The 14291-nt window shown below is 68.7% G+C and carries 18 protein-coding genes; 7 read left to right on the top strand and 11 right to left on the bottom strand.

All coding sequences use genetic code 11. The features are described from left to right. Positions 1-1203 carry an adenosylmethionine decarboxylase gene (gene speD, locus ACWEVR_RS03750; RefSeq protein ID WP_452465716.1) on the top strand — a complete coding sequence of 401 codons (1203 nt, stop codon included), beginning with the start codon at positions 1-3 and terminating at the stop codon, positions 1201-1203. 155 nt (positions 1204-1358) lie between these two features. Next, entirely contained in the window at positions 1359-1919 is a 561-nt protein-coding gene (locus ACWEVR_RS03745; RefSeq protein ID WP_157104756.1) for a hypothetical protein, read from the top strand. A 47-nt stretch (positions 1920-1966) separates the two neighbouring features. On the opposite strand, the gene ACWEVR_RS03740 is transcribed toward ACWEVR_RS03745, so the two are convergent. From ACWEVR_RS03740 to ACWEVR_RS03710, 7 genes are all read right to left on the bottom strand, one after another. Further along, on the bottom strand, positions 1967-2179 hold the full coding sequence (locus ACWEVR_RS03740; protein ID WP_378665696.1) for a tautomerase family protein: 213 nt from the start codon (positions 2177-2179) through the stop codon (positions 1967-1969). Positions 2180-2274: 95 nt separating this feature from the next. Continuing rightward, the gene (locus ACWEVR_RS03735; RefSeq protein ID WP_452465715.1) at positions 2275-3012 is read right to left on the bottom strand and encodes an SDR family NAD(P)-dependent oxidoreductase; all 738 of its coding nucleotides are present in this window, start codon (positions 3010-3012) and stop codon (positions 2275-2277) included. An 87-nt stretch (positions 3013-3099) separates the two neighbouring features. Then, positions 3100-3690: a TetR family transcriptional regulator C-terminal domain-containing protein gene (locus ACWEVR_RS03730; RefSeq protein ID WP_452465714.1), complete on the bottom strand. Its 591-nt coding sequence runs from the start codon at positions 3688-3690 to the stop codon at positions 3100-3102. Positions 3691-3781: 91 nt separating this feature from the next. Beyond that, the gene (locus tag ACWEVR_RS03725) at positions 3782-4381 is read right to left on the bottom strand and encodes an energy-coupling factor transporter transmembrane component T family protein (RefSeq protein WP_452465713.1); all 600 of its coding nucleotides are present in this window, start codon (positions 4379-4381) and stop codon (positions 3782-3784) included. Continuing rightward, positions 4378-5058, bottom strand: coding sequence for an energy-coupling factor ABC transporter ATP-binding protein (locus ACWEVR_RS03720; RefSeq protein ID WP_452465712.1), 681 nt, complete (start codon positions 5056-5058; stop codon positions 4378-4380). Before ACWEVR_RS03720 ends, ACWEVR_RS03725 begins: the two co-directional genes overlap by 4 nt. Before the next feature lie 4 nt (positions 5059-5062). Then, the gene (locus ACWEVR_RS03715) at positions 5063-5647 is read right to left on the bottom strand and encodes a biotin transporter BioY (protein ID WP_452465711.1); all 585 of its coding nucleotides are present in this window, start codon (positions 5645-5647) and stop codon (positions 5063-5065) included. A gap of 63 nt (positions 5648-5710) precedes the next feature. After that, the gene (locus ACWEVR_RS03710; protein WP_452465710.1) at positions 5711-6619 is read right to left on the bottom strand and encodes a hydrogen peroxide-inducible genes activator; all 909 of its coding nucleotides are present in this window, start codon (positions 6617-6619) and stop codon (positions 5711-5713) included. 109 nt (positions 6620-6728) lie between these two features. On the opposite strand from ACWEVR_RS03710, the gene ACWEVR_RS03705 reads away from it, so the two are divergent. The 3 genes from ACWEVR_RS03705 to ACWEVR_RS03695 all read left to right on the top strand — a co-directional run bounded on the left by ACWEVR_RS03705 (position 6729) and on the right by ACWEVR_RS03695 (position 8722). Further along, positions 6729-7316 carry a peroxiredoxin gene (locus ACWEVR_RS03705; protein ID WP_067493007.1) on the top strand — a complete coding sequence of 196 codons (588 nt, stop codon included), beginning with the start codon at positions 6729-6731 and terminating at the stop codon, positions 7314-7316. A 44-nt stretch (positions 7317-7360) separates the two neighbouring features. After that, entirely contained in the window at positions 7361-7900 is a 540-nt protein-coding gene (locus ACWEVR_RS03700; RefSeq protein ID WP_181696972.1) for a carboxymuconolactone decarboxylase family protein, read from the top strand. A 120-nt stretch (positions 7901-8020) separates the two neighbouring features. Continuing rightward, complete coding sequence (locus ACWEVR_RS03695; RefSeq protein WP_452465709.1) at positions 8021-8722, top strand: PhzF family phenazine biosynthesis protein; 702 nt, start codon at positions 8021-8023, stop codon at positions 8720-8722. A 13-nt stretch (positions 8723-8735) separates the two neighbouring features. On the opposite strand, the gene ACWEVR_RS03690 is transcribed toward ACWEVR_RS03695, so the two are convergent. Further along, complete coding sequence (locus ACWEVR_RS03690) at positions 8736-9467, bottom strand: RskA family anti-sigma factor (protein ID WP_452465708.1); 732 nt, start codon at positions 9465-9467, stop codon at positions 8736-8738. Positions 9468-9626: 159 nt separating this feature from the next. Between ACWEVR_RS03690 and ACWEVR_RS03685 the strand changes: the two genes are divergently transcribed. Next, on the top strand, positions 9627-9842 hold the full coding sequence (locus tag ACWEVR_RS03685; protein ID WP_452465707.1) for a hypothetical protein: 216 nt from the start codon (positions 9627-9629) through the stop codon (positions 9840-9842). 349 nt (positions 9843-10191) lie between these two features. Here the strand turns inward: ACWEVR_RS03685 and ACWEVR_RS03680 are convergent, their stop codons facing one another. Next, positions 10192-10770, bottom strand: a complete 579-nt coding sequence (locus ACWEVR_RS03680) for a DUF5134 domain-containing protein (protein WP_452465706.1) — start codon at positions 10768-10770, stop codon at positions 10192-10194. A 102-nt stretch (positions 10771-10872) separates the two neighbouring features. Here ACWEVR_RS03680 and ACWEVR_RS03675 point away from each other — a divergent pair, with 102 nt between their 5' ends. Next, complete coding sequence (locus tag ACWEVR_RS03675; RefSeq protein WP_452465705.1) at positions 10873-11370, top strand: GNAT family N-acetyltransferase; 498 nt, start codon at positions 10873-10875, stop codon at positions 11368-11370. Here ACWEVR_RS03675 and ACWEVR_RS03670 read toward each other — a convergent pair. Together ACWEVR_RS03670 and ACWEVR_RS03665 are read right to left on the bottom strand one after the other, a co-directional pair. Beyond that, positions 11357-13168, bottom strand: coding sequence for a vWA domain-containing protein (locus ACWEVR_RS03670; RefSeq protein WP_452465704.1), 1812 nt, complete (start codon positions 13166-13168; stop codon positions 11357-11359). The two genes, ACWEVR_RS03675 and ACWEVR_RS03670, sit on opposite strands and share 14 nt — an antisense overlap. Before the next feature lie 2 nt (positions 13169-13170). Further along, complete coding sequence (locus ACWEVR_RS03665; RefSeq protein ID WP_452465703.1) at positions 13171-14229, bottom strand: AAA family ATPase; 1059 nt, start codon at positions 14227-14229, stop codon at positions 13171-13173. Positions 14230-14291: the final 62 nt, after the last annotated feature.

Here is a 14291-nt window from a genome sequence, read left to right as displayed (position 1 = left end):
ATGACGGCGGAATTCACCGGCTGGCATGTGCTGGCCGAGTTCGGTGGTGTCGACACAGACCTGTGTGACGATCTCGAACGACTCGAATCGGCGTTGCGTGAGTCTCTGATCGCGGCGGGCGTCACCATCTGCGATGTCGTTCACAAAAAGTTCGAACCGCAGGGGGTGACCGTCCTCGCGCTGTTGTCGGAGTCCCACGCCTCGATTCACACCTATCCGGAGTCCGGCGAGATCTTCGTCGACGTCTTCACCTGCGGCAGCATCGGTGCGGGCGCGACGAAGGCCGTGGAACTTCTGCGAGACAAGTTGTCGCCTGCGGAAGTTCGCATGAAGGTCGTCCAGCGCGGCCACGGCGCCGAGAAGATCTACGAACCGGTGGGCGACGGCCTGACCCGGATCTGGGATCTGCACGAGGTGATCGTCGACACCAACACCCCGTACCAGCACATGGTGATCGCGCGGACCGATCAGGGCATCTCCCTGTTCTCCGACGACGACCGCCAGTCCACCGAGTTCTCCCAGGTCACCTACCACGAGGCCATGATGGTCCCGGCGTTCGTGCTGGCCGAGAAGCTGGACCGGGTGCTCATCATCGGTTCCGGTGAGGGTGTGGCCTCGCAGATGTCGGTGGCGGCCGGGGCGACCCACGTCGACCACGTCGACATCGACCAGCGCGAGGTCGAGCTGTGCGCGCGGCACCTGCCTTACGGGTACACCCCGGAGGAACTGGCCGCCGCCGTGCGCGGCGAGGGTCCGGTGCACGTGCACTACGCCGACGGCTGGGACTTCCTGGCCAAGGCGCAGGAGGCGGGCACCCGTTACGACGTGATCGTCATCGACCTGCCCGACGAGCGCGTCGAGGACGCCCAGCACAACCGCCTCTACGAGTCGGAGTTCCTGTCGCGATGTAAGGCACTGCTCGCGCCCGGCGGTGTGCTGTCGGCCCAGGCCGGCTGCGCGACCATGTGGCGCAACGAGACCCTCAAGCGGTCGTGGGGACGGTTCCACGAGCAGTTCGCCACCGTGGTGCCCTACGGCAGCGACGAGCACGAGTGGACCTTCCTGTTCGGTCTGAACGAGAAGATCGAGGACCCGGTGCGCGGCATGACCGATCGCCTGGCCCTGCTCCCCTACAAGGCCGAGACCATCGATGCCCGCGCCCTCGAGCGCGGTGCGATCGAGCCGTACGCCTTGCGTCGCTGAGCTGGGCTCGAGACACGAAGGCGGTGATCCGGTTCGTCCGGGTCACCGCCTTCGTCGTTGTCCACCGCGGCGAATACCGCGATTCCGGTGCGGGTGGGCGCCCGTTGTCGGCACTATGCGAAGAGCGCAGCGCCGAGGGAGAAGCGAGTCCACCCATGACACCGACACCACTGTCCGCCCACGGTCTGATGCCGGTGGGCAGGCCCGCCGACCACCGGCCCCGGCTGGACCGGTTGTCCGCGGCGGGGCTCGCGACGTTCGGCGCGCGGTTCGCCGCGGCGCCGGAGCCGACGGCCGCAGATTTCGCACGGCTCGACGGTGATGTGTCGATGCGGTCGTTTCCCGGGTCCGGTGAGCGGGTGCTCGCTCCGCTGATGGCCCGGCCGTCGTACTTCTGGGTGGGCAAGTCGTTGCGGCACGTCGGTGACGGGGTCGCCGTGGGACACAATGTCTTTCGCCTGCTCGGTGGATTGCGGGCCCTGAATTTCGTGGCGACGGTCGGCGATTCCGTGCTCGACGGCCGGTCGGCGGTGCTGTTCGACTACGACGACCCGCGCGTGGGTTCGCGCAGGCCCGCCCGGCGGATCTACGACGAACTGCGCGAGATCGAACCGGATCTGTGGCTCGGCCCCAGCTACTTCTCGACTCGGTCGCGGCGAATCCCGATGGGGTGGTTCGCACTCGACGCCTCGGTGCCGTTCGCCGGTCCGGCCTGACCGGGGAGCCGAGGCGCGGGATCCGCGTTCGGCTCGCCCGGTGTCACTCAGCCCCGCGCCGCGCGTTGCGCACGGTACTCGGCGACGTTCACCCCGCCCACACCCCAATCCGTCAGCGCCACTTCGTCGATCACGACATAGGTACTGTCGGGCGCCTTGCCGAGCACGTCGAAGAGCAGATCGGTGACGCCCTTGATGAGCTGTGACTTCTGCTCCGGGGTGACGTTTTCGTCGGTGACCTTGATATTCACATACGGCATGTGCGTGTTCCTTTCCTGACGGGTGCAGCGGACAAAGCCCGGGAGCGTGCTGCTGCGTGCGCGAACCCGTTGCCAGAGAGCCGATCCCGCGAGATTCAGGCCGACCGACCGGCCACGAAGCCCCCGTCGACCGGCAGGATATGACCGGTGACGAACTCGGCGTCGGCCAGATACAGCACCGCCGCGGTGGTGTCGGCGACTTCACCGATGCGGTCGAGCAGCGCCAGCGAGGCCGCGGCCCGCTCGTCGCCGTCACCGAAGAGCGGCGTGCGGATGATGCCGGGAGCCACGGCGTTCACCCGGATGCCTGCGGGCGCGAGTTCGGCGGCCAGGCTGGTGGTCAACGCGTGTACCCCACCTTTGCTGACCAGTGCGGCCGAGGCCGGCAGTCCGGTCATCGCGTGGTCGACGAGCACCGTGCCGATATTGACGATGCTGCCGCCTTCGCCTCGGGCGAGCAGTTGGCGCACAACGGCTTGCGTGGTGAGGTAGGTGCCTTTGAGGTTGCCGTCGAGATAGCGGTCGAGCTCGGCCTCGGTGACGTCGACGAACGGTGTCGACCCGAAGACGCCAGCACTGTTTATCAGCGTATCGACGCGGCCGAAGCGGTCCAGCGCGGTCCGCACATACGCGGCACCCGTTGCGGGCGAACCGATATCGCCGACCACGGTGGCCACCCGGTCCGGGGCGGCCAGGGCGGCGGCGACGTCGGCGAGCTTGGCCGCGTCACGTCCGCCGAGCACGACCGCGTCCCCGCGATCGACGAAGGCGCGGGCGACATCGCGCCCGATTCCACTGGATGCGCCGGTGACGATGACCGTCTTGGCTGTCATCTCGTGATCCTTTCAATAGATACGACCGGTCGTCTTGGAATGGTCGACCGGAAGAAACCTTGCGTGAGTGCGGGTCAGATCAGGAGGTCACGGCCGGAAATAGTCGTCGAGCAACCGCCGCAGGCACTTCTCGAGCGGGTCGATCGTGCGGTCGATCTTCATCCGGATCACCGCACCCTCCCAGGATTCCAGCAGGAGGTCGGCGAGGTCGACGGCGTCGATATCGGCCCGAACCATGCCCTCGGCCTGTGCCGTCCGCAATGCGTCGGCCACCCCGTCCCGCCAGGACCCCCAGGCAGCCGACAGTGCCGTGCGCAGCACCTCGCTGCCTTCCAGCTCGCCGCCGAGATTGCCGATGAGGCAGCCACCGGTGTACTCGGCGGCGACGAAATCGTCGATCAGGGTGGCGAAGAACCGGTGTAGACCGGAGAGCGCGTCGGGCGCGCCCGCGAACGCGGTCGCCAGGTTGCGCTGCACGCACAGCGAGTGATGTTCGATCACCGCGTGCGCGAAGCTCTCCTTGCTGTCGAAGTAGTTGTAGAACGACCCCTTGGGCACCCCGACCTTGTCGAGTACCTGTTTGATGCCGGTCCCGTGATAGCCGTGGGACAGCAGATCGGCGGCGCCCTCTTCGATGAGGAGGGCTCGCGTGTCGTCGCTACGCCGTGGTCGTGCCATGCGACGAATATACGACCGGTCGTCTACTAATGCAAAACCTGGCGTCCGCCTCACACGCGGACGCTCGCCTGCCGCACCGACACAACCGATCTCAGTCGTCGACCCCCCGAGCGGCGAGGGCGTCACCCATCGCGTCGGCAGTGCGCAAGGCACGGACCACGACCGGGGTGACGAGGGCGGTGGCGGACCAGGCGACGCCGCGGGCGCGGCGGGCTTCGGCGACGTCGTGGACGATGCTCGCCAGGAGTGGGACGCAGCGGATCGCCAGGGCCAGCAGCAAACTCACTCGTTCGGGATCGACACCGAGACGACGCAGCGGGGCGAGGGCACGGGTGAGGGCGTCGAGCATGGCGGTGACGCGCGTGGTGACAGTGACCAGGGCGGCGAGGGCCACCGAGACGAGCAGGACGCCGCAGACGGCGATCGCGCGGGCTGGGGTGGTGGTGAGCAGTTGGAACACGCCGATGATCACCGTCATCCAGAGCACCGGGCGGACCTGGGCCACGGCCACTCGCCAGGAGATGCGCGCCGCGGCGAACAACACAGCGACCGTCACCGCGGCGACCGCCACGGCGAGTGGCGTGCGGGCGAAGATCGTCATCGCGACGATGGCGAGAACCAGCAGGAGAAGTTTGAGACCCGCGGGCAGGCGGTGCACCAGCGAGTCACCGGGGCAGTACAGGCCGATCATTCGACCAGGCGCCGGTATGCGCCGACGGCGTCGGCCGGGGCACCGTCGAAGGCGACAGAACCGTTGTCCAGCACCACGACTCGATCGAAACCGTCGAGCAGGGCGAGCTGGTGGGTCACCACGATCACCTGCTGGTCGAGGGAATTCAGGGCTTGGGACACGAGGCGGGCGTTGCGCAGGTCGAGCAGGGTGGTCGGTTCGTCGGCGACGATCACCTCGGGCTCGCGGATCAGCGCGGAGCCGAGCGCCAGCAACTGCTTCTGGCCGCCGGAGAGCAGGTGCGCGGGATGGTCGGCGTGCCCGGCGAGCCCGAACCGGTCGAGCATGCGCCGCACCCGTTCGGAGATCTCGTTGCGGCTCAGCCCGCTGCGCCGCAACGAGAAGGCCAGGTCCTCACCGACCGTCGGCATGACGATCTGGGTGTCGGGATCGGTGAAGACGAACCCGACCTTGCGCCGCACCTGGGCGCCTTTGCGGGTGGCGTCGATCCCGTCGACGGTGACGGTGCCGGTGGCCGGCTTCAACAGGCCGTTGAGCATGCGGGCAAGCGTCGACTTCCCGGAACCGTTGGCGCCGATGAAACCGACCCGGCGTTCGGTGATGGTCAGGTCGATATCGCGCAGCACCACCCGGTCACCGAACCGGTGGCCGACCGAATCGACGACGATCTCACTCATCGGCTCACGCGCGGATCAGCCCCGGATACGCCCGGTGCACACCCTTGGCGACCACCGTCGCGATGACGACCTTGGCCAGGTCGCCGGGCAGGAACGCGAAGTTGCTCGAGATCGCGGCCCACAGACCCAGCTCGGTGCGGACCAGCAGGCCCGCGGTGCCGAAGAAGTAGATGACCACGATGCCGCCGAGCGCGTTGATCAGCAGACCGAGCGCGAGCGGGTATTTCGGCAGAATTCGCGCGGTGAGCCAACCGATCAGCAGGGTCGCGGGGATCCACCCGATCAGGTAGCCCGCGGTCGGCGAGGCCAGCGCGGTCAGGCCGGTGCGTCCGCCCGAGAGCAGCGGCAGACCGATCAGGGTGAGCGCGATGAACACCGCCACCGCCGTGACCCCCTTGCGCGCGCCGAGGACGGCACCGGTCAGGATCACCCCGAGCGTCTGCAGGGTGATCGGGACGCCGCTGAAGCCGACCGTGATCGCGCCGGGCAATCCGAGGGCGGCGATCAGCGCGGCGAACACCGCGATCTGCGCCAGGTCGCGGGCGGCGAAGCGGCCGGTGCGCGTGGGGGCGTTCTGAGGGTCGGGCACTGTTCGGACTTCCTTTGCACAAGCAATTGAACGACGTTCAAAATAGCAGTCGAGCTGGGCGGCTCAGAAGGGCCGCTTCGAGCGGATCACCGCCGCCAGGTACTCGTAGTCGTCGGCCCGGGCCGAGGACGCGCGGTAGGCGAGGCCGATCGTGCGGCCCGGCGCGGGATCGGCGAACCGTGCCGTCTCGAGGGTGCCGCGCGCGGTTTCGGCCGGTACCGCCATCTCGGGAATGAGCGTCACCCCGAGCCCGCCCGCCACACACTGCACCACGGTGGTCAGTGAGGCGGCCCGGGTGTCACCGACCGAACCCGGATGCACCTCGGCGGTTCGGCACAGTTCGAGTGTCTGATCGCGCAGGCAGTGCCCCTCGTCGAGCAACAACAGGGGCAGGTCGGCGAGGACCGGCGCGGCCAGGTCGGTGCGCCCGGCCAGCTCGTGCCCGCGCGGCGTCACGAGCACGAATTTCTCGGAGTAGAGCGGGATTTCGACCAGGCCGGGCGCCTCGCTCGGCAAGGCGAGCACCGCCACGTCGAGCACACCGGTGCGCAGGCCGTCGAGCAGGCGGGCGGTCTGGTCCTCCACGACCTGGGGCACCAGGTTGGGCAGTTTGCGGCGCAGCTCGGGCAGCAGACCCGGCAGCACATACGGGGCGACGGTCGGGATGATGCCCAACCGCAGTACGCCACCGAGGCTGTCGCCGGTCGCCGAGGCGACGAAACGGTCGGCCGCCTCGAGCGTGGCCATCGCCTGCGGCAGCAGCCGCATCCCGGCGGCGGTGACCAGCACTCGGCGCGTGCTGCGTTCGATCAGCTGCAGGCCGAGGCCGTTTTCCAGTGATGCGAGTGCCTGCGATAACGTGGGTTGGCTCACAGCCAAACGCGCTGCGGCAGTGCCGAAATGCCGGTATTCGGCGACGGCGACGAACGCACGCAGCTGCGAGAGGGTTGGCTGATAAGTCTGATCAGTCACGCCTATCAGTGTAGAACGAGCGATCGGCTTTACCTTTCAGTAGGCTTTGGGCAAGATCTTTGCGGGCTCACACGACGAGCACGACCACACCATCAACGAGGAGATGAGCATGGCTCTGCTGACCATTGGCGACCAGTTCCCGGCATACAACCTCAAGGCCGTCATCGGAGGTGACCTGTCGAAGGTCGACGCGCAGCAGCCCGACGATTACTTCACCCAGATCACCAGCGACGACCACGCGGGCAAGTGGCGGGTCGTGTTCTTCTGGCCCAAGGACTTCACCTTCGTCTGCCCCACCGAGATCGCGGCGTTCGGCAAGCTGAACGACGAGTTCGCCGACCGCGACACCCAGGTCCTCGGCGCCTCGGTGGACAACGAGTTCGTGCACTTCCAGTGGCGTGCACAGCACGAGGATCTCAAGACCCTCCCCTTCCCGATGCTGTCGGACCTCAAGCGTGAACTGGCCACCGCCACCGGCGTTCTCAACGCCGACGGTGTCGCCGACCGCGCCACCTTCATCGTCGACCCGAACAACGAGATCCAGTTCGTCTCGGTGACCGCCGGTTCCGTCGGCCGCAACGTCGACGAGGTGCTGCGCGTGCTCGACGCCCTGCAGTCCGACGAGCTGTGCGCCTGCAACTGGAAGAAGGGCGACCCGACCATCAACGCGGGCGAGTTGCTCTCCGCCAGCGTCTGATCCACCCTTCTCCACCCGATCCCCCTGACAGGAGCGCCTTTTCCATGAGCATCGAGAACCTGAAGAACTCTCTTCCCGAGTACGCCAAGGACCTCAAGCTCAACTTGTCTTCGATTTCGCGCACCACCGTGCTGAACGAACAGCAGCTGTGGGGCACTCTGCTCGCCTCCGCGGCCGCCACCCGTTCGGCCACCACGCTGCGCGAGATCGCCGAGGAAGCCGCCGACGTGCTGTCCGCCGAGGCCTACGAGGCCGCGCTGGGTGCCGCGTCGATCATGGGCATGAACAATGTGTTCTACCGGGGCAAGGCGTTCCTGGACGGCAAGTACGACGATCTGCGCGCGGGCCTGCGGATGAACATCATCGGCAACCCGGGCGTCGAGAAGGCCGATTTCGAACTGTGGTCGTTCGCGGTCTCCTCCATCAACGGCTGCGCGCACTGCCTCGATTCGCACGAGAAGACGCTGCGTGAGGCCGGTGTCTCGCGTGAGGTGATCTTCGAGTCGCTGCGTGCGGCGGCGATCGTGGCCGGTGTCGGCCAGGCCGTCGCCGCCACCGAGGCGCTGGCCGCGGCCGCCGTCTGATCCGCTCGTCGCACGACCCCGATCCGCGTGCCGGATCGGGGTCGTTCGCGTTCGCGCGCCTGACGCGGCGCGAGAACCGCCCGGACGGCGGTGTTGATCTTGCGCGGTAGGCTCGCGAGCATGAACGCACACGATGTGCCGGAAGCCCCTGATATCCAGGTCGAGGTCGTCCGCGTGTTCACCGATCCGACGGGCAGGCTCGGCAATGCGCTCGGCATCGCCCGGGCGGGCGATGTCGTCGCGCTCGACAAACAGGAACTCGCCGCGCGGCTGGGATTCAGCGAGACCACGGTGGTCGGGGAACCTGTCGACGGTGTCGCCGACGTCCGGATCTACACCCCGGCCGTGGAGCTGCCCTTCGCCGGACACCCCACCGTGGGCACCGGATGGTGGATGGCCGCGCGCGGCACCCCCGTGCACACGCTGAACGTGCCGGCCGGCCCGGTTCGGGTGACCGAGACCGACGGGCTCACCTGGATCACCGCCCGCGCCGAATGGGCACCGGATTTCACCTTCCACCAGGCCGGTTCACACGACGAACTGGCCATGCTCCGCCCCTCGGACTACACCGAGGGCCAGCACTACGTGTGGACGTGGACCGACGAATCGCGCGGTGCCGTTCGCTCCCGGATGTTCGCACCCGCCATGGGCATCGCCGAGGACGAGGCGACCGGCGCGGCCGCCGTCGCCCTCACCGCCAAGCTGCGGCGCGGGCTGGTCATCACCCAGGGGCAGGGTTCCCAGCTCTACACCGAGTGGGATTCCGACGGCTGGGTGCGCCTGGGCGGCCGGGTCGTCGAAGACCACGTGGTGGTGCTCTGATCCCGGTTCGCCGCTAACTTCCGAAGCGGGGCAACCACGGCGGCCTCCCCGTCCGGGCCCCGCGTCTGCCCGGGCTGTCGATCGCGGCCAGGATGCGCTGCTCCAGATTGCGGGGCGGGGGCTGCCGATCGTCGGCGGCCAGTTGGGCCAGCAGCTCGTGCACTCCGCCCACTCTGGCGTCGAACTGGGCGAGGCCGGTAGTGGTCGTGGTGGCCAGCTTGTTCTCGATGTGGTGATGCTCGAGTTCGGCGACGGCGTCGAGGGCGTAAGCGTCGGCGAGGGCGAGGACCGAACCGGGTGGGGTCCAGGGGCGCCGCGCCGCGACGCGGACGAGACGCTGGTGGGCGAGGCGTTCGATGCCCTCGGCCAGCAGACGGGTGACGGCCGGGACGCGCAAGCCCAGTTCCCGGGCGATCGAACGGTAGGTGCGGCCACCGTAGTAGGCGAGGACGAAGACTTCGCAGCGGCTGTCGAGCGGGTCGAAACCGAGCCGGGCCGAGGCGGCCAGCCAGGGGATGTCGATGCGGTCGTTGCGGTCCAGGCGCAGGCGCTGGATGGCGAGGCGGTGGACCTGGGCCAGGAGTCTGGTGTGCAGGGTCGGCGTGTACCGGATGCCGGTCGCGCCGGGGCTGTCGAAGTGGGCAGGCTCGGCCAGGGGGTCGGTGACAACGAAGGGCGCGGCATCCTCGGGGTGAACCGCGATATCGAACTGCCCGGCACGATCGAGTAGGTCGCCTGCGTCCATCGAATCGACACCGTCGACCATGACCGTGTCGCACGGTAGACCTGAGCGATCCAGTCGGCCTTCGTCGTCGAGCCGACCCGCCCGGATGTCGCCGAAGCGACCTGACCAACCATCGCGGCCCTCGTGGTCGCGTCGGCCCGAACGAGGCGTCCCCTCCGAGTGCCCGCGAAGATCCGAACGGTCGAACCCGTTCGTATTGCCGAATCCAACCGAACAGTCAAGGCCTCCCGCATGATCTCGTCCGGTCGAGTGATCCCACCGGCCGGCATCGTCGCGGCGGTCAGCGTTACCCGGGTGGTCCTCGTGATCGAAGCCGCCGGCGCGATCGGGGTTACCCCCGAGGTCGGTGCGTGGTTCGTTCGCGACGAATGTTGAACGGCCCCACGGTGTGGCGAGGTCATGGCGCGCAGCACCGGCCGGGGCATGGCCGTTGCCCTCGGTGATCCACGGACTCGCGGCGATGCGCTGGAATCCTTCGCGGACAACCTCTTCCGCCGATCCCCGTCTGCGCAGGATCCGCAGGGCGAGTCCGTAGGCGGCAGGGCCCGCGTCGCGGTAGAGCGCACGCACCACCTCGCGGTCGGCGGCGGCCGGCCGGATTTCCGGTGGGGGCGTACCGAATCCCCGACGCCCGGGTGACATGCCTGAAACGCGTTGTCCACTCATAGTCGAATTCCTGTCCGCACAAAGGCGATTCGCAGCCCGGACGATTGTGGATCGGAATTCACCCGCCGACAGCGGCGATCACCATGAATGCCGTCCCGATATCCATCACCACATGAGGCACCAAGGCCGAGGTCAGGGCGTGTGTGCCTGCCGGATGGGCGAAGCGGTGCCAGCGCGGCCGGTGACCGACGGTGCCGAGCGCGACGAGCGCGTCGAGCACGAACAGCGCCGCCAGCACCAGCGCGGGCCCGGGCGGGATTCCGGTGTGACCGGATCCGTGCCCGGCCATGGCGTAGAGCATCACCGCCGCCGCCACCGTGTGATACCCCAGCGCGAGCACACTGTCGGCCGTCGGCACCGCGCCATTACGCCACTGCACGACCCGCTCCGCGAGCAGCAGCGCGAAGGCCACCGTGAGTGCGGTCAGCAAACCGCGCATCGCGTGCGGGTCGGTGGCGGCCGGGAACACCAGCATGGCCAGCATCACCAGGCACATCAGCAGGTGCGCGCCGTCGGCCGCCGCGTCGGCCCGGACAGCGCGCCTGCTCAACCGCACGACAACGATCCCGACCGCCAGTACGAACGCCGACACCACGGCCCACCGCAAAACCGCATAGTCCTCCACGAATTCGGCCACGCCCCACCACCTTCGGCTCGCCCCTCGTCCTCATAGTCGCATCGCCCGTCCCGGCCGTGTGCCGTTTTCCCGCGTCATTTCCGCCCCGGGCACAATGGACCGATGCACGACACCACCCGGGCGGAGCAGCTCACCCTCGCCGTCGACGACCTCACCGGCGAGCAGATCACCGCCCTGCTCACCGAGCACCACACCGAAATGGCGGGCAACTCCCCCGCGTGCAGCATGCACGCCCTCGACCTGACCGGGTTGCGCGATCCGGCGGTCACCGTGTGGAGCGCGTGGTCGGGGCCGGTGCTTGTCGGCTGCGGTGCCCTGAAGGAACTGGATCCCGAGCACGGCGAGATCAAGTCCATGCGGACCGCCGCCGGATTCACCGGTCGCGGTGTCGCCGCCGCGGTGCTCGCCCAGCTGATCGCGGAGGCCGAGCGGCGCGGATACCGGCGCCTGAGCTTGGAGACCGGGACGAGCGAGTTCTTCGCCCCGGCCCGGCGCCTGTATCTGCGGCACGGCTTCGTCGAATGCGAGCCGTTCGCCGACTACACCCTCGACCCGTACAGCCAGTTCTTCACCCTCGAACTGCCCGTCACCGGATCCTGAATACCGGGCCTTTCGGGGTGAAGGGCAGGGACGCGCCCGCGGGGATCAGGAAGGCGTGTTCGCCGCGGATGCGTAACGGGTCGCAGTCGCCGTCGGTGATGACGAGAATCGGGCCGTCGGCCGGAAAGTCGTCGGCGCGTTCGAGGAGCCGGACGGCGGGTTGCAGCACCGTGCCGCCCCGCCCGCGCACGCGCATTCCGGCGGCGATCTCTTCCACCGCGACGTATCCCGCGTCGTAGGGCGCGGCGTCGCAGTAGACGACACGGGCGCGTGGCACGTCCCTGGCCAGCGCGTACGAGGCGATGGCGCCGAGACCCTTGCCGAGCAGGGTGACGTTCATCGACAGCGAGGTATCGAGCACCACACCGAACGTAGGCAGGCGAACGTTCTCCTCCGGCCGCACCCACGCCGGGCGCGGGATATCGGGGGTGGCCGCCTGTCTGCGGGAGGCCCGGGCGTAGCTGCGGCGCTTGTCGACGGTTGGTATGTGCTCGTCGAACCACTGGGCCAGCCGCGCGTCCCATGGCAGCGGTGGCTGATCGAGGGCGCGAATCGCCTGCTCCAACGCGGCTGGAACATGTCCGCGACCGCTGTTCGTGTGATAAGCCAGTCCGGTGACCAGCGCGTTGCGGTAGTACTCGTCGAGGTCGACGTAGCGGCCCGCGCTGCCGGGATGCGGCAGGGGTTCGCCGAGTACGTCGCCGCGTCCGCGACCGCGCAGGGTGGCGAGCTTGCGTAACCGGCGCAGATCGCCGGCGATGCGGTCGTAGATCTCCTCGGCCGAACACCCTTTCAGTTCCGGGTCGTAGAGCAGTCCTTCGGGCATCTGCCCGACATTCATCTCCACCAGCCAGCCGTTGACGACGTAATCGCAGGCGACATTGAACAGGTAGTGGTCGCGCCAGTCCGCCCGTTCGCCGTGGCGCAGGGCCGCGTGCAGCATCTCGTGCGCGAGCACGAACCGCCACTCCTCCTCACTCAGCCCGGCATAGGGATTCACATAGATCTCAGCGGCGTCGGCGTTCACCGCGGCGATCGAGATATCCGCGGCCCGAACGACTTCCACATCGGCGACCACGGTCATCCCGGCGGCGAGGGCACCGAGCAACGGGAACGACGAGACGAACCAGCCGAGCGCCGCGTCCCACTGTGTACGCGGCCGCTTCCCGTCGGGTGTGTGGTCGCCACCGGCCGTGGCCAGGGCGGCACGGGCGGCGTCGGACACCCCCGCCGCGAACCGGGCAGGCGCGTCGACGCGGGCCGCCGTCTCGGCGTCGGTGAGCAGGAAGTCGGGAGGTCCGGTGCGCGCGAACGCGTCCGGCACCGCGGTGTCGTGCCAGCGCGCCGCGGCGGCGTGCTCGTCGGCCAAGGCGGGCGGCACGGGATCGGGCGGGGTGCCGATCTTCATCGTCGCCAGATAGGTGTCGACGGCGGCGCAGCACGCGGCGCGGTACACCGGATGCGGTGCGCGCACCCGCGAGGAGAACCATGCGTCGTCGCTGGTCAGCCCGATGATGTTGGTCGGCACGGTATTACGCGGATCGAGGTGCCCGAATCCGGCGTGCAGCAGGCAATGCGCGAAGGTCCACGCCCATTCCTGCGCCGTGGCACGCCGATTCGGGTGGTACTCGAGACGGCCGCCCGCCAGCCGTGCCCACATCTCACGCGGTGCGCGCTTGTCCGACTGGTAGAGCTGACCGGCCAGCGGGCGCAACGCCGGGTGGGCGCGCACGATCGCCCACCCGTCCTGAACAGCCTGGTACCAAGGGTCGACCCGGCGCGTCTTGCGGGCACCCATGCTCAGCGCCGCGCGGCCAGTCGCGGCAGGTCACGCGACACCTCGATGAGGAACCACGACGGCAGCACCGGCACGCCCTCGGCATCGGCGGCGATCACCAACTGGGCGCATTCCACCGAGATCTCGGCCAGCTCCACCAGCAGCGACTTGGCGCGCAACACGAACCGGCGCACCGAGGCGGAGGTGTGCTCGCGGTCGCCGGGCAGTTCCTTCACGAGGCGGGCCCGCATCGTCTCGGCCAGGAAGTACAGCAGGTCGCGGTCGGCCGGATCGCGCGGCCAGGCGGCATCGCCCTTGAAGACGGCGTCGAGGTCGAAGGCGTGGCGCACGGTCTTGACGAAGGCGCGGAAGCCGGAGGCGTGGCCGAGGGTGAGAGTGCCACTGGCCAGCACATGCAGCGTGGTGTCGTCGATGTCGTCGCCGCAGGAGTACAGCGCGTCGGAGAGCATGTGCCACCCACGCGGGGTAGAGAAGGGCGCCTCGGTTTTGGGCGGTGCCGACCACAGGTGGTCGGGGCGCTGGGTGAGGTAGCGGATCACCCACGGATGGATGTCGTTGAAGGCCGCCCATTTCAGCCAGTCGTCCACGTCGGCGCGCAGATGCAGGTGCACCATGCGGTTGACCAGCGCCGAGGCCATGGGGCGGGCCAGCGCGTTGTCGGTGGCCCGGTTGCCCGCCCCGATCACCACCGACCCCTCGGGCAGTTCGTAGGTGCCGATGCGCCGATCCAGGATCAGGGAGTAGAACGACTTCTGCACCTCGGGTGAGGCGGCGTTGAGCTCGTCGAGGAACAAGCAGTAGGGCTGGGCGCGGGCGATCAGTTCCGGCGGCGCGAACCGGCTGCGACCGTCCACGATCTGGGGCACCCCGATGAGGTCCTCGGGTGCGAGCTGGGTGCCGAGCAGGGTGACACAGTCGAGGCCGAGCGAGCCGGCGAAGGTGCGCACCAGCGAGCTCTTCCCGATTCCCGGTGCGCCCCAGAGGAATACGGGCCGAACCACGGCGACATGCAGCAGTAGCTCCGGTAGCTGGTTTGGTGTCACCGTGACGGATGCCTGCAACGTGGTTCCCTCCCCTGTCTTCGTCGGAGCAGGAGAGTATCGGGCGGATCGCCCGGCCCGCC

The sequence above is a fragment of the Nocardia sp. NPDC003979 genome (genome assembly GCF_053605015.1).
Note: the sequence above shows the minus strand (reverse complement) of the source record. Positions and strands in the feature narration are given on the sequence as shown.

Bases quoted from the DNA above. Each gene is read 5' to 3' on its own strand.
- ACWEVR_RS03745 (WP_157104756.1), top strand. From the start codon at position 1,359: ATGACACCGACACCACTGTCCGCCCACGGTCTGATGCCGGTGGGCAGG.
- ACWEVR_RS03720 (WP_452465712.1), bottom strand. From the start codon at position 5,058: ATGAGTGAGATCGTCGTCGATTCGGTCGGCCACCGGTTCGGTGACCGG.
- ACWEVR_RS03730 (WP_452465714.1), bottom strand. From the start codon at position 3,690: ATGGCACGACCACGGCGTAGCGACGACACGCGAGCCCTCCTCATCGAA.
- ACWEVR_RS03675 (WP_452465705.1), top strand. From the start codon at position 10,873: ATGCACGACACCACCCGGGCGGAGCAGCTCACCCTCGCCGTCGACGAC.
- ACWEVR_RS03690 (WP_452465708.1), bottom strand. From the start codon at position 9,467: ATGGACGCAGGCGACCTACTCGATCGTGCCGGGCAGTTCGATATCGCG.
- ACWEVR_RS03695 (WP_452465709.1), top strand. From the start codon at position 8,021: ATGAACGCACACGATGTGCCGGAAGCCCCTGATATCCAGGTCGAGGTC.
- ACWEVR_RS03725 (WP_452465713.1), bottom strand. From the start codon at position 4,381: ATGATCGGCCTGTACTGCCCCGGTGACTCGCTGGTGCACCGCCTGCCC.
- ACWEVR_RS03670 (WP_452465704.1), bottom strand. From the start codon at position 13,168: ATGGGTGCCCGCAAGACGCGCCGGGTCGACCCTTGGTACCAGGCTGTT.
- ACWEVR_RS03700 (WP_181696972.1), top strand. From the start codon at position 7,361: ATGAGCATCGAGAACCTGAAGAACTCTCTTCCCGAGTACGCCAAGGAC.
- ACWEVR_RS03705 (WP_067493007.1), top strand. From the start codon at position 6,729: ATGGCTCTGCTGACCATTGGCGACCAGTTCCCGGCATACAACCTCAAG.
- ACWEVR_RS03735 (WP_452465715.1), bottom strand. From the start codon at position 3,012: ATGACAGCCAAGACGGTCATCGTCACCGGCGCATCCAGTGGAATCGGG.
- speD (WP_452465716.1), top strand. From the start codon at position 1: ATGACGGCGGAATTCACCGGCTGGCATGTGCTGGCCGAGTTCGGTGGT.
- ACWEVR_RS03740 (WP_378665696.1), bottom strand. From the start codon at position 2,179: ATGCCGTATGTGAATATCAAGGTCACCGACGAAAACGTCACCCCGGAG.